This is a genomic window from Rhodoglobus vestalii, from assembly GCF_006788895.1.
Classification (GTDB): Bacteria; Actinomycetota; Actinomycetes; order Actinomycetales; family Microbacteriaceae; genus Rhodoglobus; species Rhodoglobus vestalii.
The window spans coordinates 2,616,737-2,637,901 of record NZ_VFRA01000001.1 but is presented as its reverse complement, the minus strand read 5'-3'; the positions used below and the strand labels follow the sequence as shown (position 1 = coordinate 2,637,901).

Here is a 21,165-nt window from a genome sequence, read left to right as displayed (position 1 = left end):
CGCAGCCATGACTGCGGTTGAGACGATTTCTTCCGAATGCTCACCGGTGATGGCCGGTTCAAAGCGTGTTACGTAATGATACGTGAGTTGGCTGACCGTTGAGCGCTATTTTTTGGCGATCGTCGCGAGTGCTTCGGCCCCGAGCTGAGCGTCGTGCATCGTGACGATGAAACGCTTTCCGTTCTTGCGCTTCACTTCAACTGCTTCCCCTTGGGAGAGCACGATTCCGCTGCGACCATCGGGCGCCCAACGCCAGCCGTAGCCACCGAATTCGCTGATGGGGTTGACGGTGACAACGGAAACGGAGTCGATCTGCTCGGGAGCGATCGTCGTGCGTGGCCAACCCAGTGCCGAGCGCACGCGCAGCCCACGCTGGTCGATTGTGATGCGCCACGAGAGGGTGCTCACGGCGAGTGCGATGACAAAGAGCCCAATGACTGCCGGCAGCAGTAGCTCTGTGGGGCTACTGACCGCTTGAATAGCCAGCGCCAGAGCGAGCGCAACGAGTGCAACAACCGCGATGATGACGACGCCCGGCCCTAAACGTGTGGTGCTGGAGAAGTGCACCCGTTCGGTTGCGGCGCCTTCGACCGGCTTTGCCGGCACCGCTATAGAGCGGATGCTCTCGGCCGTGGGCAGCATGAGCCAGGCGAAGAATCCCATAAGCAGCGCAATCGGGAGAGCGGCGAGGACGATGCCGCCAATGCCGGGGGCGTTTTCAGCGTTGTTGAGTCCGCGCTGCACTGCGAGTGAGCCCGCCGCAATCACGGTGATCGATACCGACAGAAACACGGATGTCGACACCAGAATTTTGTGCGCCCCCAGCATTCCGCCGTGTGGACCGCCGCGCCAACTGGCAAAAGCAGCGAAGGAGGCGAAAGCCAGGGTGACGAGCAGAGGGAGAGCGATGACGCTGCCAGCGGTGGAGTATCCGTCGGGCCCCGAGAGGCCCCAGTGCGTGGCAACGGGATTCGGCAGTTCTGGAATCCAGAGCGCCATCACGAACGCGCCCACCATCGTGATGAGCAGTGGAACCACGACCCCGATCACAATGATGAGTCGACGGGTGCGCGTAACGGGAGGCGCCGTGTTGTCAGCAGGAAGGGTCATTGGTGTTCCTCTCGGACGAGTGCGATGAATCCTTCGTCGCGCAGTTCTTGGTACGCACGCAAAACAGTGCGCATATTGATCCCCAACGAGGTGGCCAATTCGGGAGCGCTGGGGAGTCGCTCCCCCGCTGAAATGGAGCAATGCCAATTGTTCTAGTGTAACCAGCACAATACCTCCGGGGATCTCGTGCAGGTCGAGCGTCAGATTGTTTCTTCTCACACAAATAAATGAGAACTTTTTGGTAGCAACTGCGGACATCCCGCGCCCAACTATGACTAGGGTTATTGGCGCACCGGCTTTCTCAGCTTGGGCTTTCCATTGATCGCAGACTAGGAAAGGGGCGTCGCGTGTCGACACTCACTTTGACCCTCGGCCGACCCACACTCGCCGACACCATCTTTTCTCGTAGCCTCACGACCGACCTCGTCCTGGTTAGCGCGGGTGCCGCAGTTACTGCCGCGATGGCTCAGCTCGTTGTTCCCCTCTACCCGGTGCCAATCACGGGCCAAACGCTGGCCGTACTGCTGGTCGGCAGCACCCTCGGTGCAACTCGCGGCATGCTGTCGATGCTGCTCTATGCGATTCTCGGCATCGTGGGCTTGCCGGTGTTCTCAGAGGCGTCGTCGGGGCTCGGAGTGCTCGCCGGCACCACCGGTGGCTACATTGTCGGCTTTATCTTTGCCGCAGGACTCACCGGATGGCTCGCACAGCGCGATTGGGACAAAAAGTTCCTCGGCGCCGCAATATCATTCCTTGCGGGTACCGGTCTTACTTTCGTCTTCGGGCTCACCTGGTTGGCGCTCGTCACGGGGGGAACACTCGAGCAGGTTCTCGCGTGGGGCCTTTACCCCTTCATCATCGGCGGAGTGATCAAGGCTGGCATCGCCGCAGCCATCATCCCGTCAACCTGGAAGCTCTCGGCGGCAATCGCAAGCAAACGCAACCAGTAGCTACTACTTAGTTTCAGCTATCGGGCCGGCTTCGCACGCGCGAACCGGCCCGATTTTTCGGCTGCTAGACTTTATGTACTGAGTTCAACAAACATAAAGGACACCATTGAACGCGCCCCGCATTCTTCTGCTCCCCCTCACTCTCCTTGCCAGCGCTGCGCTGCTCACCGGCTGCACCACCGCAACCGAGCCCGCCGCAGAGCCAGTCACGGGCGGCACCCTCGTCTATGCCACAGGTGACGCTGAACCCGATTGCCTTGACCCTCACGTCGGCGGCAACTATCCGCAGGCGCTCATCAGCACGCAGTACATCGAGTCGCTGGTTTCCAAGAATGCCGACGGCGAGATCATTCCGTGGCTCGCCACCGAGTGGACTCCGAGCGACGACGGCCTCACGTGGGACTTCACGCTGCGCGACGATGTCACATTCACCGATGGCACCCCGTTCGATGCGGAGGCAGTGAAGACCAACATCGAACACCTGAAAGATCCCGCCACGGCTTCCTCCACCGGCTACCTTGCCGTGGGTAAGATTCAAACCATTGAGGCTGTCGAACCGAATCTTGTTCGATTCGGCCTCTCGGCGCCCGATAGTGCGCTGCTGGAGTCGCTCTCTCAACCCTGGGTGGGCATCCAATCACCGACCGCACTCGAGCGCGACCAAGCAGTCAACTGTGAAAGTCCCGTCGGCACCGGCCCATTTGTTGTCACCGAGTGGGTCAAGCAGCAGTCGATTGCTCTCGAACGCAACGACAACTACAACTCAGCCCCCGCGGACGCCGAACACACCGCCAGCGCACGACTCGATGCAATCGAATGGCGGTTCATTCCGGATGCTGCCACTCGCTTCGCAGCCCTGCAGTCCGGCGATGTCGACGTCATCGACAACCCACAGCCGAACAATATCGCCTCGGCAGAGAGCGATCCTGCGATTGCCGAGCTCGACGCGCCACGGCCGGGAGCGTCCAACCGAATCGAACTGAACTCGGGCAAAGCACCGTTTGACGATGAGCGGGTTCGCGAAGCCTTCATCCGCGCAGTCGACGTCTCTCCGGGTATCGATACCCTCTTCTTCGGAAGTGCCGAACGCTCGTACTCCGTGCTGTCAAGTGTTGAATTGGATGGCGTCGCCCTCCCCAACACCTTCACCGTCGACCCAGATGCCGCCAAGGCCCTGCTCGACGACGCGGGGTGGGACACGACCGATGCCGACGGCTACCGCACTAAAGACGGAGTGCGCCTGACGCTCGACTTCCCGGTCAGCACCAATCAGTCGATCCCGGCCGAGCAGTCACTCTTCGAACAGATTCAGTCCTCAGCCAAAGACGTGGGTTTCGAAGTGAAGCTGAATCCGACGGATCTCTCGTCGTGGTACGGAGCTCTCTTCACAAACGAGTACAACCTCGTGAGTGCGCCGTACACAAAGGTAGGCCCCGACGTGCTTCGCACGCTGTACCACTCAGACTCGATCATCCCTGCTCCGAGCGGCTACTACGCGAACCTGGCCCAGCTCAGTGACCCGACGTTGGATCAGCTGCTCACGACCGCAAGCGAAACGTCGGATGTTGCCGAGCGCGCCGCCCTCTACAAAGAGGCACAATCGATCATCATCGAAGGGTTCTACGTGCTTCCTCTCTATGACCAGCAGAATCACTACCTGTACAGCACGAGCGTTGAGGGATTCCGCGCGCTTCCCACCGTGTCGGCTCCGACCTTCTATGACGCGTGGCTTAACGACTAGGGGTTCCCCCCGTGACAGATCCGTCAAACGCTGTCGCCGACCGGCCTGTGCCCCACCCAGCGCGCCTGCGCTCGCTGGGCTGGCTAGCACGCCGAGTCGGCGGTGGGGTCTTTGTGTTGTGGATGGTGGCGACCATCATTTTCTTTGCCCTGCGCCTGATTCCCGGTGATCCGGTCGACGCAATCCTGGGTGGTCCGGGGTCGCAGGCATCGGCAGAAGCAGTTGCGCAGATTCGCCTGGACTATGGACTCGATCAGCCGCTCATAGTGCAATACGTCGTGGCAATGTCGAAACTGGTGGTGGCAGATTTCGGGACCTCGTATGCCCTCAAAGTTGACGTGGCCTCGTATGTGCTCGCCCAGCTGTGGTCAACGTTGGTGCTCACGATTGCGTCGCTCGTGGTGGCGTGGGTTCTGGCTCTTGGCGTGACGTTCATGACCAGCGGTCGCGGTAGAGGGGCGCGCGGCGTTGGATCAGCACTGGAGCTGCTCGCGGCAGCGGTTCCACACTTCTGGCTCGCGTCACTACTGATCATCCTCTTGAGCAACATGCTCAACTGGCTGCCCCCGATCAGTGTTCCTGGCCCTCTCGGGTTGGTACTGCCGGTGCTCACGCTCGCGCTTCCCTTGGCCGGTTTTCTGGGACAACTCATGCGGGAATCGCTCGCGAATGCCTACGAGCAACCGTTTGTACTTTCCGCTCGGGCTCGCGGTGAAGGTGAGTGGGGTGTGCGGCTTCGCCACGTACTGCGCCACGCAGCCCTCCCCGGGATTTCGCTCTCGGGGTGGGCGTTCGGGTCACTGTTGAGCGGCGCTGTTGTGGTCGAGACAATATTTGCACGACCAGGCTTGGGTCGGACCCTTTTGAGCGCGGTGACTATCCGGGATATTCCCGTTGTTACAGCGGTGGCACTGCTTTCGGCGCTCACCTTCCTTGTGGTGACAGTGGCCACCGACATCATTGACCGCCTTGTTGACCCGAGGGTGGCGAACCAGTGACCGAGATTCTTGCCGGTCGCTTGGGCCGGGGCGCGGCGTCGAAGCCGGTTGCACCTCGACGCCAACGATGGGGAGGGAACACAGCAACCTTCGTGGCTGTCGTCGCGTTGCTCTTCATTCTCACCGCGGCGGTCGCACCCCAATTCTTGACCAGCGCAGATCCGGATGCTGTCGTCCCGTCCGAAGCTTTTCAGTCACCGTCGTCAGCACACCTGTTTGGCACCGATGAGTCGGGGCGAGACGTCTACACCCGGGTCATTTTCGGAGCCGCAAACTCGCTGATCATCGGTATCGCTGCCACCGCGGTAGGGCTGAGTCTCGCTCTAATACTCGGCCTGCTCGGTGGACTCAGCGGGCGTGTGGGTGACTTTGTGAGCACCCGCATTATCGAGGTGATGTTCGCGCTCCCCGGCCTCCTGCTTGCCCTCGTGTTCATCGCCATTGCTGGCCCCGGAGTGATTACCTCAACGGTGGCCGTGGGCCTTTCCACTGCCCCCGGCTATGCCCGCATCATCCGGAGTCAACTGCGGAGCGTGCGCAATTCTGGCTACGTCGAGGCAGCAACGGTGCTCGGCCACTCACGATCGCGGATTGTTGTGCAGCACATCCTTCCCGGCGCCCTTGCGCCCATTTTTGTTCTTGGTACTCTCGGTGTCGGTCAAGCCATCGTGTGGGCGTCATCGCTCGGCTTTCTGGGACTCGGGGTCGCACCGCCAGCCGCCGAATGGGGTGCGATGCTGTCGGGCGGTCGAACCTACATCGATGTCGCCTGGTGGCTTACCCTGTTTCCGGGCCTGGCCATCGTTGCCACCGCAGCATCGTTCACTGTTATCGGGCGCTCTCTCAATGAGCGAACCCGTCAGGGGGCACTCGGATGACCGGCTCGCCGCTGATCAGCGTGAAGAACCTCAGCGTGCGTTTTGATCGCGCTCCGTTGCCTGCCGTTGACCATGTCAGTTTTGATGTGCACGCCGGTGAGTGCTTAGCCATTGTTGGGGAGTCGGGATCGGGCAAGAGCATCACCGCCCGTTGTCTGCTCGGTCTCGCCCCACCGAATGCGCACGTGGCGTTCGACGCTCTCGCCCTGCAGGGACAATCCTTGCCGGGAACGAAATCGCGCCGGTGGAGGTCGATCAGGGGTGCCTCCATCGGGCTCGTCTTGCAGGACGCTCTCGTCTCGCTCGACCCGCTGCGCCCGGTCGGGCGGGAGATTGAGGATGTGCTGCGGCTCCACAGCACGCTCAACCAGTCTCAGCGACGCCAGCGCGTGTTGGAGCTGCTTGAGGCGGTCGGGGTTCCCGATCCCGCGCTCCGGGCTCAGCAACGTTCGGGTGAACTCTCCGGTGGTTTACGTCAGCGAGCGCTGATTGCCACCGCGCTGGCCGCCGGGCCCCCACTGATCATCGCCGACGAACCAACAACAGCACTGGATGTGACGGTGCAGTCGAAGGTGTTAAATCTGCTGCGGTCCCTCACCGATTCGGGTACCGCGCTAATCCTCATTACTCACGACCTAGCGGTAGTCTCGCGGGTCGCTGATCGCGTTCTCGTGATGAGCGAGGGGCGCGTTGTCGAAAGCGGCGACACAGGAGCGGTGCTTACCGAGCCGGCCGCCGCGGAAACACGACAGTTGTTGGCATCGATACCCGTGGATGTGCCACGCGGAGTCCCGCTGCGCATCGATGAACCGCAGAGCGCCGCCCGCGCGCCTCAGGTTCGCGCAAACGACACCGTGCTGGTCTCCCGCGCCAGCAACACCCCACCCGCGCTCGAACTGATCTCGGTGTCGCGCCGCTACCCGACCCGCAATGGGGAAACGATTCAGGCGCTCAATCATGTCTCCGTGACACTAGAGGCAGGCACGACCCTGGGTCTGGTGGGGCAATCAGGTTCCGGAAAAACCACGATTGCTCGAATCGCACTCGGGCTCGAGAGCGCCGATAGCGGGCAGATTCTCCTCGATGGCACGGACTGGGGATCTCTCAGCGCCCGCGAGCGCCGCCCTCGGCGACACCGCCTAGGAGCGATCTACCAAGACCCGCTGAGTTCGTTTGATCCCCGGCTAACGGTAGAAAAAATACTGGTCGATGCACTCCGCGCCCAATCTGCGGGCACCAGCAGCTCACTCGCCTCGGTGGATGAACTCATGGACGCCGTCGACCTGCCCCGCAATCTCAAAAACCGCCGCCCACTCCACCTCTCAGGCGGACAGCGACAGCGGGTAGCAATTGCTCGAGCTCTCGCTCCGGCGCCTCGAACGCTGCTCTGCGATGAACCAGTCTCGGCGCTGGATGTCTCCACTCAGGCGCGCGTGCTGGATCTACTCGACGAGCTTCAACGACACTTAGGCCTGAGTTATCTATTCATCTCACACGATCTGGGCGTTATTCGCCACATGAGCGACACGGTCGCCGTGATCAACGAGGGTCGCATCGTGGAGACTGGTGTCACCCACGAGATCTTCACCTCACCGCGCGATGCCTACACTCAGTCGCTCATCGCCGCACTGCCTCGAGTGAGAAAATGAAACGGTGACCACTGACTCCCCCGGCCGCGGACGCCCACCCGCCGCCTCCCGCGAACTCCTCCAAGAGGCTGCCTTCGAGCTTTTCGTAGAGAACGGCTACACCGGCACCACCGTTGATCATATTGCCATCCGAGCTGGCGTCAGTCGCAATACTTTTTTCAACTACTTCAACGCCAAGGGCGATGTGTTTTGGGTTGAGCTCGACGCTGCCACAGAGCGGCTCAAAACCGCGTTAGCAGACCAACCCACCGGTGACGGTGATGCGATCCTCATGATGAGGAATGCCATGCTCCACTCGATCGCGCCGCTGGAATCGCAGCATGTGCCGTTCGTCTTGACCCAGTTTGACCTCATCGGCAGCACCACTGAACTGCACGCATCAGCGATGAGCAGATTCGCGACTCAGGCGCGACTCCTGAGCGGGTTCCTTAGCCACCGCGGCACAGACTCAGCGGCGGCACGAGCCCAGGCATATACGCTCATCGGCTGCGTAGTTGCTGCGGCACAGGAGTGGGCACAGTCGGGGGTTCACCGGGGTCGGCTGGAACCTCATGTGCACCGCGCGATCGACGCTGCCCTCAGGAGCCCATAACGACCAGGGTCACCGAACTTCGTCAGATACGATTGGACAAAACACACACTCAGGCACCTCTTTTTGACTCGGTGCCGCATATAGCTAACCGGAGTAATTATGTCATCGAGCGTTCCCGAGAAGCCCGCCCTTGAAGGTCTCGAAGACAAGTGGGCTCCCGTGTGGGAGAGCGAAGGCACCTACCGGTTCGATCGCCAGAAGGCGCTGACCGGCGGTTCTGATTGCGTGTTCTCGGTTGACACTCCCCCGCCAACGGCATCCGGTAGTCTGCACATCGGTCACGTGTTCAGCTACACCCACATGGATCTTGTTACTCGCTTTCAGCGCATGCGCGGAAAAGACATCTTTTACCCCATGGGGTGGGATGACAATGGTCTGCCGACCGAGCGCCGGGTTCAGAACTATTACGGCGTACGCTGCGACCCCACCCTCCCCTATGACACGAGCTTTGAGCCTCCCCAGCACGGCGGCGAAGGCAAGTCGACCAAGGCTGCCGCGCAACTGCCCATTTCGCGCCGCAATTTCGTTGAGCTCTGCGAGACTCTCACCGCTGAAGACGAAAAGCAGTTCGAAGATCTCTGGCGCCAGCTCGGGCTCAGCGTCGACTGGAACCTGACCTACCGCACCATCGGCGATGATGCTCAGCGCGCCGCCCAGCGTGCATTCCTGCGCAATCTCGACCGGGGCGAGGCCTATCAGGACTACGCTCCGACCCTCTGGGATGTCACCTTCCGCACCGCGGTTGCCCAAGCAGAGCTCGAAGACAAAGAGCAGCCAGCCGCGTATCACCGTCTTGCGTTCCACCGCGTCGATGGCGGCGACATCCACATTGAAACGACGCGGCCCGAACTGTTGCCCGCGTGCGTTGCTCTCGTTGCTCACCCCGACGATGAGCGCTACCAAGACCTGTTCGGCACAATGGTCACGACGCCGATCTTCGGCGTCGAGGTGCCGATTCTGGCTCACCACCTTGCCCAGCAAGACAAGGGTTCCGGTATCGCCATGATTTGCACGTTTGGTGACGTCACAGACGTGGTCTGGTGGCGCGAACTCGATCTGCCCAACCGCACCATTATTGGCGCCGATGGCCGCATCATCGCGGATGCTCCCGACGTCATTGTGGGCGACGCTGCTCACGCCGCTTACGCCGAACTCGCTGGCAAGACGGTCTTCAGCGCGAAAGCAGCAATGGTCGACCTGCTGAAGGAGTCGGGCGAGATGATCGGTGACCCCAAGCCGATTCAGCACCAGGTGAAGTTCTTCGAGAAGGGCGACAAACCTCTCGAGATCATCTCCACCCGCCAGTGGTACATCAGCAACGGTGCGCGCGACGAGAATCTGCGCAGCCGTCTCGTTGCGGCTGGCAAGCAGATCAACTTCACGCCAGACCACATGAGGGTGCGCTACGACAACTGGGTTGGTGGCCTCACGGGCGACTGGCTCATCTCGCGCCAGCGCTTCTTCGGCGTTCCGATCCCCGTGTGGTACGAGCTCGATGCTGACGGAGAGAAGGGTGCTCCGATCGTTCCGAGCGAAGCTTCGCTGCCGATTGACCCGTCATCCGATACCGCGCCGGGCTACAGTGAAGACCAGCGCGGTGTTGCCGGCGGCTTCGAGGGCGAACTCGACATTATGGACACCTGGGCCACATCGTCCCTGACCCCACAAATTGCTGGTGGTTGGGAGACCGATCCCGAGCTCTTCGATCTGGTATTCCCCTACTCACTCCGCAGTCAGGGTCAAGACATTATTCGCACGTGGTTGTTCTCGACCGCACTGCGCTCCGAACTCGAACATGGCACCGTGCCGTGGCAGAATGCCGGAATCTCCGGCTTTATCGTCGACCCCGACCGCAAAAAGATGTCGAAGTCCAAGGGCAACGTTGTTACCCCCAAGGGCATGCTCGATGACCACGGTTCGGATGCGGTGCGTTACTGGGCAGCATCCAGTCGCCTCGGTACTGATGCCGCCTTTGACCCGCAGAACCCCAAGCAAATCAAGATCGGCCGTCGACTCGCAATCAAGGTGTTGAACGCGTCGAAGTTCGTGTACTCGTTCCCGGCACCGGCAGGCGTTTCAGCAGAGTCTGGCGCGACCGTAACCGAAGCCCTCGACCTCGAGATGCTCGCCGAACTCGCTTCCGTGGTGACTCAGGCAACGAACGCCCTCGAGGCGTTCGACCACGCCAAGGCTCTCGAAGTCACCGAAAAGTTCTTCTGGACGTTCTGCGACGACTACCTCGAACTGGTGAAAGAACGCGCCTACGGGGCTGGCACACCCGAGGCGCAGGCCAGCGCCAATATTGCGCTACACACCGCCATCGCCGTGTTCCTGCGGCTCTTCGCGCCCTACCTCCCCTTCGCAACTGAAGAGGTCTGGCGGTGGACCCACAACACCTCGGTACATACTGCTTCATGGCCCAGTGCCGACGAACTGGGTGTGAGTGCTGAACCCACCGGACTGTTCTCGGCAGTGAGTCAAGCACTCATCAGCATTCGCCGCGCCAAGACCGACGCAAAGGCCTCCCAGAAGACCGAAGTGAGCTCAGCAACGCTCGCGGGGCCAGCCCTGATCGGCGCCGCAATCGACGACCTGAAGGCTGTAGGCCGCATCCATGAGCTCACAATTGTCGAAGCCGAAGAGATCGAGGTTCGCGACATCGTTCTCGTAGAAGCTCCGTCTGAAGGTTCGGCGTAACGGTCAACAACCGCGTATTGTGGAGCGAATGACGAGTTCAGAGAAACCTGCATACACCGTCCGCGACATCCGAGAAGACGATTTCGAAGAGTGGAAAGAACACTTTGTGAAATACGGTGTCTTCTACGAAACCGAATTTACTGATGCCATCGTTCAGGGCGTCTGGGAGTGGCTGATCGATGACTCGGCACAACTCTCCGCCGTTGTTGCCGTAGCCCCCGAAGGTGCACCCGATCCCGGCAGGGTTGCCGCTTTCGGTCTCTACCGCAAGCTGCCCGACACCTTCACCGCCTCCTGGGGCTGGTTTATGGATGACCTCTACGTCGATCCTGAGCACCGCGGCGCCGGCGTTGCCGGAACGATCATCGATGACATTGCTGCTCGCGCCGCCGACGATGGCGGCGGAAAGCTCCGCTGGATCACCAACAAAGAAAATGACAGCGCAAAGCGCCTCTACGACCGAGTCGCTGACCGCACCTCGTGGATCCTCTACGAAAAGAACGTTTAATGCAGCTCGGCACACGCTGGTCGGTTGGTGCGGCCATTCCCGAACGCCTCGACGGCCCCATGCGTGAAGCAATCGCGGGAGTCGAAGCGGATGTTGCGCACCTAGACACAAGCGTGTGGAGCTGGACGCTCACGTGGCTTGAGTCGCGCCCCGTCGCCGAACTCGACGACGGCACGATCGTGCGGCAAGCGGCAGATGGCAGTGTCTCGGTAGAAGAAGCCGCCTCCTAACAAGGCTGCTCCAATGCTGGAGCGGTACGCCGCCGGTGAGGTCACACTCTCGCAAGAACCTCACCGTGCGGCATTGCCACCCACACACTTCCCCGCCACTCACGATCGACAAAGTCGGAGAAGTTTCAGGGGGATGCGGTCACAGTCAGATCAGTGAGCCCGGCCTCATTTCTCGAAGAGCGGCGACCGGAACACCCAAATGCTGCAGAGACTGGTGCGCGTGCACAAGATCGAAACTGTTGTCACCGAACGGCAGCGCAGAGGCGTCACCCACCATGAAACTGAGGTTGTCGGCAATGAAGACTGATGCCGTGTCGATTGCTGCGGGAGCGGCATCCAACCCGACGACCGTGCCCGGCGAAAGCCGTTCAGCGAACTCCGCCGTAACGGTTCCGGGACCGCAGCCGATATCGAGCAGTGAGAGCCCCGGCTGAAGGTGTGGCTCTAGGTAGGCCGCTGAGTTGGCGACGGTGCCCCAGGTGTGCGATTCGAGCACGCTTTCGCGGTGGGCGTGGGTAATAACGTTCGCCACTCATGTTGACAAGAATAGGGTGGAGACATGACCAATCCCTTCTTTCTGCCCAGCACGCTGCCCTTTGGCATGCCACCGTTCGCCGATATTGCTGGCGAGCACTACGCTCCGGCATTTGAGGAAGGGATGAGGCAACAGCTGGAGGAGATCGCGGCGATCACTTCTCACAGTGATTCGCCGACCTTTGAGAACACCATGATTCCGTTGGAACGCAGCGGTCAGGTTCTTGAGCGAGTGGCGATCGTATTCTTCAACAAAACCTCCGCCGACAGCAACGCGGCAACCGACGCGCTAGAAGAAGAAATTGCCCCCAGGTTTGCCGCTCACCGAGACGCTATCACCCTCAACAGCGACCTCTTCGAGCGCATCCGCAGCATCCACGCGTCTCTTGATTCGAGTGAGTTGGATGCCGAAGCCCGATACCTGGTCGAACGATATTTCACCGAGTTCACGCTTGCTGGCGCCGGCCTCAGTGACGACGAGAAGACGGCCTTGCGCGACTACAACTCGCGCCTGTCGAGCTTGACAACAAAGTTCGAAAAGAACCTCCTTGCTGACACAAACGATCTGGCTGTGGTGCTCGATAGCGTTGCTGAACTCGACGGTTTGGGTGCTTCGGAGATCTCGGCCGCGGCGGGCGCCGCCGCCGATCGTGGGCTCACCGGCAAGTATTTGATCTCCCTGATTTTGCCCACTAACCAGCCGCACCTCTCCTCGCTCAAGAATGCCGATGTTCGCGGACGTGTCTTCGCAGCGTCGCGGTCACGAGGCATCCGGGGTGGCGAGTTTGATAATCGCGCTCTCGTGCTGGAGATTGTTCGGGTTCGCTCCCAACGGGCCGCGCTACTTGGCTTCACAAGTCACGCTGCGTGGGTTACGGCCGATGAGACCGCCGGGAACCCGCAGCGTGTGGCTGACATGCTCGGAAAGCTGGCCCCGGCGGCAGCACGCAATGCTCGCACCGAACATGCTGCGCTCGAAAAACTCGCCGGAACAGAAGTCACCGCTGCCGATTGGGCGTTCTACTCCGAGAAGGTGCGCGCCGAGCGATACAGCGTCGACACCACGCAAATGCGCCCGTACTTCGAGGCTGAGCGAGTGCTGCGTGATGGCGTGTTCTTTGCGGCAAGCAGGCTCTATGGTGTCACGTTTAGCGAACGCTACGACCTTCCCACCTATCACCCCGACGTTCGTGTCTTCGAGGTGACCAATGAGGATGGCACGCCGGTCGGCCTCTATACGCTCGACCTGTACACGCGCGACTCGAAGCGCGGCGGGGCCTGGATGAACTCACTGATCTCACAGTCGGACTTGCTGGGGCATCCAGTGATCGTCACTAACAATCTCAACGTGCCGAAGCCCGGTGCCGGCGAGGTCACACTGCTCACGTACGACGAAGTGAATACGCTGTTTCATGAGTTCGGACATGCCCTGCACGGTCTGTTTGCGCGGGTCACCTACCCCAAGTTTTCCGGGACGAACACCTTCCGCGACTTTGTCGAGTTCCCCAGCCAAGTCAACGAGATGTGGATGCTGTGGCCCGAGGTTCTCGATAACTATGCCAAGCACTATCAGACCGGCGAGCCGATGTCGCGAGAGATCGTCGAGCGCATTCACGCCAGTGCTGCCTTCAACGAGGGATTCCTGACGAGTGAATACCTTGCGGCGGCTCTGATCGATCAGGCCTGGCATCGCATTGGCGTCGATGACGAGGTGACCGATGTTGCGGCGTTTGAGGCGAAGGCGCTGGCTGATGTTGCACTGGACAATCCCGCCGTACCGCCGCGCTACTCAAGCACCTACTTCCAACATATTTTCGCGAACTCGGCCTACGACGCAGGCTACTACTCATACATTTGGAGCGAAGTTTTGGATGCCGACTCTGTCGAGTGGTTTACGAACAACGGCGGCCTGACTCGGGAGAACGGTGACCGTTTCCGTTCGCTTCTCCTCGCCGTCGGTGGTTCAAAGAATCCACTCGAAGCCTTCCGCGATTTTCGCGGGCAGGACGCCGAATTGCAGCCGTTGCTCACCCGACGCGGGCTCAACTAGTTCGCTGAGCCCGCTAGCGGGAGGATGCGCTAGCGGCAGAATCCGATCAGGTCGGTTGCGGCCAGAAATGCGAGTGTGTGTTGATGCCCGTCGAGAACGGTCACGACGGGCGTTCGCGCGTGAGCAGGGAAGGCCACCTCTGCGCTGGAACTGCGCGGCGATCCGGCCACATCGTAGCGATGGTTGAGCGACCGGAATACGAGGTCGGGGCTCGGGAAGCAGACAACACCGGCCGAGACTCCGCGACGGGCCAGTCGTTCCGCGAAGGCCATCACTTCGGGCAGTGGAGCAAGCCGCTGATCAATCGGACGGGGTGAGATTCTGAAGTGGGCAGACTCACCACCCGGGCGGCCCATCTGCCCCATAGTTTCGAGCATGCACCACTCGAAATCTTCAGCGAATGCGGGCTCCCACGCAATGCAAACCGGTTGCTCTAGGCCAATCGACGGTGTCGTGATCGACTGATGTGCGCCACCCTCGGGAGCCAAATCGTAGCGATCGGGATGAGGGGTCGCCCCCACTTGCAGGTCAACACTTGCCAATCGGCGGCAGCGAACATTCCCTGCAGTCGAGCAATCTGAACGTCGGAGATGATCCGGTCGAGCGACTATCGGTTGAGGTCAACAAATCCCGACCAGTTCGCCCAGTTGCCGCGCGCCGGAGTCCGTAATGGCTTCCCACACGGCACCCTCATCGAGTTCGGCATTGCCGAGCAGGCTGATAAACCCGCCCGACTCTGGAGTTTCAGGAAATTGGTCGCGCACGTACCGATGAGACAGTGCCGCCCGCAGCGGTGCGGTGGCTCCAATTCCGGCGCTACCCGTGGAGAAATCAACGGTGTCGGGGTCTTTGAGCCTGCTGGGGTAGCTCTGAAGCCCGCCCAACTCCCGAAGCGTCGGAAGGTACTTTTCCTGACGTTCCCCCATGAGGTAGTTGATGGCGTGCAATACCGGGGGAGGCGTGTGGCTTTACCGACACCCGGTCTATGAATGTGAGCTCGGAGAACCACAACGACGTCACGATTCCCACCATCGAGGCGCTCGACGACTGATGGCCACCCACCTTTACCCCAGACTCGTTGGGGCGACCACGATTCGCGGAGTCGATCATCGCGGTAGCCGTTCACAGCACTCGCTGCGCAACTGGGTCCAGCACGTCGTCAAGACTCGCCGCCCCTGAGAGCGGCCGTGAGTTTACGGCTGGCTCCCCCGGTGAACCGGCCACCCGTGCGGGCTCGCGATCAGAGAGAATATCGGTCTCGCTCGCGGTCTTGAAGCTCGGTGTGGTGTCGTTCGGCATCTTCAGGGATCCTTACTCTGTTCCCGGTCGTCGGCTGGCCTATCTGGTACCGCTAGCGGAACAATCCGCTGTAGGCGTTGAGCGAAAGCTGCCCGCCGAGATGCGCGTAGAGTACGTTGCTGTCGGCCGGGATGTCGCGGCTAGATACGAGGTCGATGAGTCCGGCGAGTGATTTTCCTTCGTACACGGTGTCGGTGATCATGCCTTCGAGGGTTCCCCCTAGGCGGATTGCTTCCAGAGTCGAATCGACAGGAATTCCGTAGAGGTCCCCGGCCCACCCTTCGAGCACAGTGATCTCGTCGTCGCGCAGGTCACGCTCAAGGCCGATAAGTTGCGCGGTGTGACGGGCGATTCGAGCAACCTGATCGCGGGTCTTCTTGAGGGTCGCGGAGGCATCGATACCGATCACTCGGCGGGGCCGCTCCTGCCCGGCGAAGCCGGCAATCATTCCCGCGTGGGTTGACCCGGTGACGGTGCAGACAATAATCGTGTCGAAGAACACTCCGAGTTCGCGTTCTTGGGCTTCAACTTCGTAAGCCCAATTGGCGAAGCCGAGCCCACCCAGGTGATGTTCGGATGCTCCGGCCGGGATTGGGTAGGGCTTGCCGCCCGAGGCTTCCACATCGGCAATGGCATTCTTCCAGCTGTCGCGGATCCCGATATCGAAGCCGGAACTGTCGAGCCGAACATCCGCCCCCATGATGCGGGAGAGTTGGATGTTGCCGATGCGGTCGCTGAGCGGGTCGGGCCAGTCAACCCAGTTCTCTTGCACCAGCACCGCCTTCATCCCGAGCTTTGCGGCTACTGCGGCAACTTGGCGGGTGTGGTTGGACTGGTATCCGCCAATCGACACGAGAGTGTCGGCACCCCGTGCGAGCACGTCGGGAACGATGTATTCAAGCTTGCGCGTCTTGTTTCCGCCGAAAGCGAGCCCGCTGTTCACATCTTCGCGCTTAGCCCAGACGGTTGCTCCCCCGAGGTGAGCGCTGAGGCGCGGAAGCTGATGCACCGGGCTCGGGCCAAAGGTGAGGGGGTAGCGCTCGAAGTCTGAAACGGCCATGGGGCTCCTTGTCTTGGCGGCTCCGACGCGGAGTCAATATGCAATATATTGCAATTTTTTTGTGGGGATGTCAAGGCTCGGCCCGGTTGCCCGTCAACTCCGGCATACAATATTTCGCATGCCCGTGCCAGAGAAGAACTCCGTACACAAACGTTCCCTGCTTCGCGACGATGTGTACGCGTCAATTCGCGATGCCATCGTGGATGGCACGTTTGCCCCCGGCGAACGCCTGCGCGACTCCGAACTCGAGAAGTGGCTCGGCGTGAGCCGCACCCCCATCCGCGAAGCGCTGCTCAGGCTCGAACGCGGCGGGCTCGTCGTGTCGTTACCGGGCAAGGCAACGTTGGTGGCGCCCTACGATCCGGCATCCACTCACGGCGTTCAGCAGGTCACTGCTGCCCTCCACGAGCTCGCTGCCCGACTCGCACTCCCCGCCGTCACCGACGAACAACTCGCGGCCATGGAAGACGCAAATGCTTGCTTTGCCGCAGCTCTCGATACCGAAGACGTCGATGGAGCCCTGGGTGCCGATGACGACTTTCACGAGGTATTCATCGCTGCCAGTGGCAACGAAACCATCGCCCAGGTCCTTTCGCAACTGACGCCCGTCTTGCGCCGGGTTGAACGGATGCGGTTCAGCTCGCATTCGGGGCGCGAATCGGTAGCTCAACACGAGCTGATCGTGCAGCACGCACGCGAGGGCAAGTTTGACGAAGCCCTGGTTGCGGTGCGCGAAAACTGGCTGTCGCTCCCCCACGTGAGTCCCGACAGCATGGCTGCTCCCCACAACACGCACTAGTTGTTGTGTCCGATCCACAAATTTCGCTGAAACTCTTTCGCAAACACCAGTGAACAGGGCACAATGGTCTCGGCCACGTTTGACGTGCCCGCACTCTTAGATGCCGCCTAGCACGGTGCCCTGAGGGCGATCCCATCACAGTCCTACCCGAGTCAGGCTGCGATTCACGTGCAGAGCACGATCGCCCTCAGGAACATCACTTGCTGGGTACTCGACACCCTCACCTTACGGGCGCCCGACGAACACCTGATCGCACAGGTGCAGCGCATGCGATCTGGCTTAGGCCGACTTCTCCGCACGCACCGGTTCGCGAGGAACGATTGTCGGCGCAGCGTTCTCGAGAACCGTGGCCTGGGTCACGATGACCCGGCCGACGGTTTCATCTGACGGCACATCGAACATGATCGGGCCGAGAACTTCTTCGAGAATTGCCCGCAACCCTCGCGCACCGGTCTGGCGCAGCACCGCGAGGTCGGCAATCGACTCCAACGCGTCGTGTTCAAACTCAAGCTCAACGCCATCGATCTCAAACATGCGCTGATATTGGCGCACGAGAGCATTCTTCGGCGTCGTCAGAATGTCCATCAGCGCTACCTGATCGAGTTGGGTAACCGTCGTGACAACCGGAAGGCGACCGATCAACTCGGGAATCAGCCCAAACTTGTGGAGGTCTTCTGGCAAAACTTCGCCGAACAGGTTGACGTCGTCACCCTTGCTATGAAGCGGGGCACCGAAACCGATGCCCTTCTTACCCGCGCGATTGGAGATGATCTCCTCAAGCCCCGCGAAGGCACCCGCCACAATGAAGAGCACATTGGTGGTGTCGACCTGAATGAATTCTTGGTGCGGATGCTTGCGTCCGCCCTGGGGTGGCACCGAAGCGACAGTGCCTTCCAAGATCTTGAGCAGCGCTTGCTGCACACCCTCGCCGGAGACATCTCGGGTAATGGAGGGGTTCTCTGCCTTGCGAGCGATTTTGTCGATCTCATCGATGTAGATGATGCCGGTCTCGGCACGCTTCACGTCATAGTCGGCGGCCTGAATGAGTTTAAGAAGAATGTTCTCGACATCCTCGCCAACGTAACCGGCCTCGGTAAGTGCGGTGGCATCCGCGACAGCAAAGGGAACGTTGAGTCGTTTCGCCAAGGTTTGCGCCAAATAGGTCTTACCGCAACCAGTAGGCCCGATGAGGAGGATGTTGGACTTTGCGATCTCGACATCGTCGATGATGGCATCAGCCGATGTGATGGTGTTCCGGGCGCGAATGCGCTTGTAGTGGTTGTACACGGCAACAGAGAGCGCTCGCTTAGCGGCCTCTTGCCCGATGACATACTCCCCAAGGAACGAGTAAATTTCACGAGGCTTTGGGAGATCGAACTCGCTCGACGCCTCCTCGCCGGCTTCGGCCAGACGCTCTTCGATGATCTCGTTACACAGATCCACGCACTCGTCACAGATGTAGACACCGGGACCAGCAATCAGCTGTTGAACCTGCTTTTGGCTTTTGCCGCAGAAGGAACACTTGAGCAGGTCCGCGCTTTCCCCAATTCGGGCCATGCCGGTTCCTCTCCTTGAGTAAATACCTTGCTACCGAGCCTAACCCCATATTCGTGCGCTATTCGTCACCACTACCAGCGGCGTTTCATCGCGTCGAAGCCGCGCATTTCTCCCTGCACCAGCGTTGCACTTCTCGAGAGGCACAACGCTCCAAAAATTCGAACTAGGCTTGAACTGTTGGTGACAAGTGCAAGAGGGAGCCCCATGCATACACGTGCACTGCGGGTGCTCCGCGGCGGTGCTGCTGCCCTTTTCGCAACGATCGCCGCCGCCTTCTCTCACCAACTTGCCGGCGGCATAGCGCCATCCGTCTTTGGCATCGTGGTCTCGCTCATCATCTCGATTGCCGTGTGCACCTTGCTCGCCGGCCGCACGGTGTCGTTCGCGCGCCTCACCGTGGCAATTGTGGCCAGCCAAACGATGTATCACGCCCTCTTCAGTTCGATGCTCGCCCCTGCGGGCATTGCGCAGCCGCGGCCCAGCCCGCACCGCATCCATTTGCTTGCGTCGCCTTTTGCGACCCAAAAGAGAGAAGGAAATGAAAACCTTCACCAAGGCTGCCCTTGCCCTCACGGCCGAGGCAACCCTTGCACTAGCAGCACCATTGGCCGCCCTGGCCCATGTCTCGATCGAACCGGGGCAGGCTGAGCCAGGCGCCTACACACCTATCACCGTCAAGGTTCCCAATGAGTCTGAAACAGAAAAGACAAACCGTGTTGAACTGAAACTGCCGGCAGACACCCCGTTCACGAGCGTGCGCTTCGTTCCCGTTGCTGGCTGGGATGCCAAGCTGGTGCGCGGCGAACTGCCGGAACCCGTCATGGTCGGCGAAAGCGAAATCGCCGAAGAGGGCGCAGAGAAGCCCGCTCCGATTCTCTACGTCACCGACGCGCCCGCAGGCCACCACGATGCCGCAGCAACTGATGCTGATGCCCACACCGGTGACCAGACTGCAGCGAGTGACCGCACCGAAGCCACCACCAGCAGTTACCCAGTGGCCCGCGGTCTCGGCATCGCCGGCACCGCCGGCATCGCCGCTGGCCTCGTCGCTGGCCTCGGAGCGGTGGTTCTGGCATTCGCCTTCGGTCGCCCCACTAACAAGGAGGAGTGACAATGCCACGCCACACTCGCACCGGGGCCGCATGGGGTGCGGCAATACTCGCCGCACTCATGCTCCTCTCCGCAGCACCGGCATCCGCCCACAACTACCTTGTTGCGAGCACCCCCGAAGAAGGCGAAGTTCTCACAGTGCTACCGGAAGAGTTCTCAGTAACGACGAACGAGGCGCTGCTAGATCTGGCTGGAGACAGCGTTGGTTTTGCCATTCAAGTGACAGACGAAGCGGGGAAACACTTCGGTGATGGCTGCTTCACCTCCCGGGATGAAACCCTCGCTACCGGTGCCTCACTGGGCGAGCCCGGAGAGTATCTAATGCGCTGGCAACTTGTCTCCGCCGATGGGCACCCGATTTCTGGTGAAGTTGGATTCACGTGGCAACCCAACGTCAGTCTTACGGCCGTGGAGGGGCTTGATGCTCCCCCCGCCTGTGGCGGAGGAACCCTCGACGATGCTGCGCCCGGTGATGAGAACCGCGCAGACGACCGGGGCGCTCCAGACGATGCGGGCACAGAAGTTGACTCCACAGCCGATGCGTCGACGGTCGTGTTCATTGCCGCAGCAGTCGCGCTTGTGCTGATGGCAGCGGTAGCGGTCTTCCTCATCTCGATGAAACGAAAGAGAGACGAAGAGTAGCGAGTAAATTGCGCCGCTGAACATCAGCGGTTAACGAGTGGGGCGGTCATCCACTATTGGGATGACCGCCCCACTCGCATCTCTGATTAGCTCGTCAGGGCCGGCAAAGTCTTGCGGCTCGTCAGCACCTGGTCAATGAGACCGTATTCGACTGCCTCAGCCGCACTGAGGATCTTGTCGCGCTCGATGTCCTTGTTGACCTGCTCCGCCGTCTGGTTTGAGTGATGAGCCAGAGTCTCCTCAAGCCACGTGCGCATACGCAGAATTTCACGTGCCTGAATCTCGATGTCTGATGCTTGGCTCGAGCCCTCTGAACCACCAGCGGGCTGATGAATCATGATGCGAGCATTCGGCAGTGCCAATCGCTTACCCTTCGTTCCGCCCGCAGTGATCACGGCAGCAGCGGATGCTGCCTGCCCGAGAACTACGGTCTGAATGTGGGGGCGGATGTACTGCATCGTGTCGTAGATCGCCGTCATCGCGGTGAACGAACCACCCGGTGAGTTGATGTACATCACGATGTCGCGGTCAGGGTCTTGGCTCTCAAGTACGAGAAGCTGCGCCATGACGTCATCTGCCGATGCGTCGTCGATCTGAACACCCAAGAAAATGATGCGATCTTCGAACAATTTCGCATACGGATCTTGGCGCTTGTAGCCATAGGCCGTGCGCTCTTCGAATGTGGGCAAAATATAGCGGGCGTCAACATCCGGACGACCAATGCCAGCAGGAGTGTGTGCTCCAAGATTAAAATTCGTCAT

At 60.6% G+C, this 21,165-nt stretch carries 22 protein-coding genes; 13 read left to right on the top strand and 9 right to left on the bottom strand.

What is annotated here, in order from left to right; genetic code table 11:
• Nucleotides 1-105: 105 nt before the first annotated feature.
• Entirely contained in the window at nucleotides 106-1,110 is a 1,005-nt protein-coding gene (locus FB472_RS13035; protein WP_141991247.1) for a DUF1648 domain-containing protein, read from the bottom strand.
• Complete coding sequence (locus tag FB472_RS13030) at nucleotides 1,107-1,244, bottom strand: GntR family transcriptional regulator (protein ID WP_141991589.1); 138 nt, start codon at nucleotides 1,242-1,244, stop codon at nucleotides 1,107-1,109. The genes FB472_RS13035 and FB472_RS13030 overlap by 4 nt, the downstream gene beginning before the upstream one ends.
• 213 nt (nucleotides 1,245-1,457) lie before the next feature.
• Between FB472_RS13030 and FB472_RS13025 the strand changes: the two genes are divergently transcribed.
• The 9 genes from FB472_RS13025 to FB472_RS12985 all read left to right on the top strand — a co-directional run bounded on the left by FB472_RS13025 (nucleotide 1,458) and on the right by FB472_RS12985 (nucleotide 11,353).
• Nucleotides 1,458-2,060 (top strand): biotin transporter BioY, encoded by a 603-nt coding sequence (locus tag FB472_RS13025; RefSeq protein ID WP_141991246.1) that lies wholly within the window; start codon nucleotides 1,458-1,460, stop codon nucleotides 2,058-2,060.
• Nucleotides 2,061-2,166: 106 nt separating this feature from the next.
• Complete coding sequence (locus FB472_RS13020; RefSeq protein WP_141991245.1) at nucleotides 2,167-3,801, top strand: ABC transporter substrate-binding protein; 1,635 nt, start codon at nucleotides 2,167-2,169, stop codon at nucleotides 3,799-3,801.
• Nucleotides 3,802-3,812: 11 nt separating this feature from the next.
• Complete coding sequence (locus FB472_RS13015) at nucleotides 3,813-4,799, top strand: ABC transporter permease (RefSeq protein WP_246078227.1); 987 nt, start codon at nucleotides 3,813-3,815, stop codon at nucleotides 4,797-4,799.
• Nucleotides 4,796-5,677, top strand: coding sequence for an ABC transporter permease (locus tag FB472_RS13010; protein WP_141991244.1), 882 nt, complete (start codon nucleotides 4,796-4,798; stop codon nucleotides 5,675-5,677). The genes FB472_RS13015 and FB472_RS13010 overlap by 4 nt, the downstream gene beginning before the upstream one ends.
• Nucleotides 5,674-7,326, top strand: coding sequence for a dipeptide ABC transporter ATP-binding protein (locus FB472_RS13005; RefSeq protein ID WP_141991243.1), 1,653 nt, complete (start codon nucleotides 5,674-5,676; stop codon nucleotides 7,324-7,326). Before FB472_RS13010 ends, FB472_RS13005 begins: the two co-directional genes overlap by 4 nt.
• 4 nt (nucleotides 7,327-7,330) lie before the next feature.
• On the top strand, nucleotides 7,331-7,918 hold the full coding sequence (locus FB472_RS13000; protein ID WP_141991242.1) for a TetR/AcrR family transcriptional regulator: 588 nt from the start codon (nucleotides 7,331-7,333) through the stop codon (nucleotides 7,916-7,918).
• A gap of 99 nt (nucleotides 7,919-8,017) precedes the next feature.
• Nucleotides 8,018-10,615, top strand: a complete 2,598-nt coding sequence (gene valS, locus FB472_RS12995; RefSeq protein ID WP_141991241.1) for a valine--tRNA ligase — start codon at nucleotides 8,018-8,020, stop codon at nucleotides 10,613-10,615.
• 28 nt (nucleotides 10,616-10,643) lie between these two features.
• Nucleotides 10,644-11,123: a GNAT family N-acetyltransferase gene (locus tag FB472_RS12990; RefSeq protein WP_141991240.1), complete on the top strand. Its 480-nt coding sequence runs from the start codon at nucleotides 10,644-10,646 to the stop codon at nucleotides 11,121-11,123.
• Nucleotides 11,123-11,353 (top strand): hypothetical protein, encoded by a 231-nt coding sequence (locus FB472_RS12985; RefSeq protein ID WP_141991239.1) that lies wholly within the window; start codon nucleotides 11,123-11,125, stop codon nucleotides 11,351-11,353. The genes FB472_RS12990 and FB472_RS12985 overlap by 1 nt, the downstream gene beginning before the upstream one ends.
• Before the next feature lie 145 nt (nucleotides 11,354-11,498).
• On the opposite strand, the gene FB472_RS12980 is transcribed toward FB472_RS12985, so the two are convergent.
• Nucleotides 11,499-11,885 (bottom strand): class I SAM-dependent methyltransferase, encoded by a 387-nt coding sequence (locus FB472_RS12980; protein WP_246078225.1) that lies wholly within the window; start codon nucleotides 11,883-11,885, stop codon nucleotides 11,499-11,501.
• A gap of 27 nt (nucleotides 11,886-11,912) precedes the next feature.
• On the opposite strand from FB472_RS12980, the gene FB472_RS12975 reads away from it, so the two are divergent.
• Nucleotides 11,913-13,937, top strand: coding sequence for a M3 family metallopeptidase (locus FB472_RS12975; protein ID WP_141991238.1), 2,025 nt, complete (start codon nucleotides 11,913-11,915; stop codon nucleotides 13,935-13,937).
• Nucleotides 13,938-13,966: 29 nt separating this feature from the next.
• On the opposite strand, the gene FB472_RS14250 is transcribed toward FB472_RS12975, so the two are convergent.
• The 4 genes from FB472_RS14250 to FB472_RS12965 all read right to left on the bottom strand — a co-directional run bounded on the left by FB472_RS14250 (nucleotide 13,967) and on the right by FB472_RS12965 (nucleotide 16,296).
• On the bottom strand, nucleotides 13,967-14,479 hold the full coding sequence (locus tag FB472_RS14250; RefSeq protein ID WP_215730449.1) for a hypothetical protein: 513 nt from the start codon (nucleotides 14,477-14,479) through the stop codon (nucleotides 13,967-13,969).
• A 78-nt stretch (nucleotides 14,480-14,557) separates the two neighbouring features.
• Complete coding sequence (locus tag FB472_RS14245; protein ID WP_215730448.1) at nucleotides 14,558-14,884, bottom strand: thiamine pyrophosphate-dependent enzyme; 327 nt, start codon at nucleotides 14,882-14,884, stop codon at nucleotides 14,558-14,560.
• A 175-nt stretch (nucleotides 14,885-15,059) separates the two neighbouring features.
• Nucleotides 15,060-15,236 (bottom strand): hypothetical protein, encoded by a 177-nt coding sequence (locus FB472_RS14240; RefSeq protein ID WP_215730447.1) that lies wholly within the window; start codon nucleotides 15,234-15,236, stop codon nucleotides 15,060-15,062.
• Between the two features lie 52 nt (nucleotides 15,237-15,288).
• Nucleotides 15,289-16,296, bottom strand: a complete 1,008-nt coding sequence (locus FB472_RS12965; protein WP_141991237.1) for a 1-aminocyclopropane-1-carboxylate deaminase — start codon at nucleotides 16,294-16,296, stop codon at nucleotides 15,289-15,291.
• Between the two features lie 118 nt (nucleotides 16,297-16,414).
• Here FB472_RS12965 and FB472_RS12960 point away from each other — a divergent pair, with 118 nt between their 5' ends.
• A complete protein-coding gene (locus tag FB472_RS12960) occupies nucleotides 16,415-17,095 on the top strand; it encodes a GntR family transcriptional regulator (protein ID WP_141991236.1) in 681 nt (226 codons plus the stop codon).
• Nucleotides 17,096-17,374: 279 nt separating this feature from the next.
• On the opposite strand, the gene clpX is transcribed toward FB472_RS12960, so the two are convergent.
• Nucleotides 17,375-18,652, bottom strand: coding sequence for an ATP-dependent Clp protease ATP-binding subunit ClpX (gene clpX / locus FB472_RS12955; protein WP_141991235.1), 1,278 nt, complete (start codon nucleotides 18,650-18,652; stop codon nucleotides 17,375-17,377).
• Between the two features lie 538 nt (nucleotides 18,653-19,190).
• Between clpX and FB472_RS12950 the strand changes: the two genes are divergently transcribed.
• Together FB472_RS12950 and FB472_RS12945 are read left to right on the top strand one after the other, a co-directional pair.
• Nucleotides 19,191-19,763, top strand: coding sequence for a DUF1775 domain-containing protein (locus FB472_RS12950; RefSeq protein ID WP_141991234.1), 573 nt, complete (start codon nucleotides 19,191-19,193; stop codon nucleotides 19,761-19,763).
• Nucleotides 19,764-19,765: 2 nt separating this feature from the next.
• Nucleotides 19,766-20,404, top strand: a complete 639-nt coding sequence (locus tag FB472_RS12945; RefSeq protein ID WP_141991233.1) for a copper resistance CopC family protein — start codon at nucleotides 19,766-19,768, stop codon at nucleotides 20,402-20,404.
• 86 nt (nucleotides 20,405-20,490) lie between these two features.
• Here FB472_RS12945 and FB472_RS12940 read toward each other — a convergent pair whose 3' ends face one another.
• Nucleotides 20,491-21,165, bottom strand: coding sequence for an ATP-dependent Clp protease proteolytic subunit (locus tag FB472_RS12940; protein ID WP_021808914.1), 675 nt, complete (start codon nucleotides 21,163-21,165; stop codon nucleotides 20,491-20,493).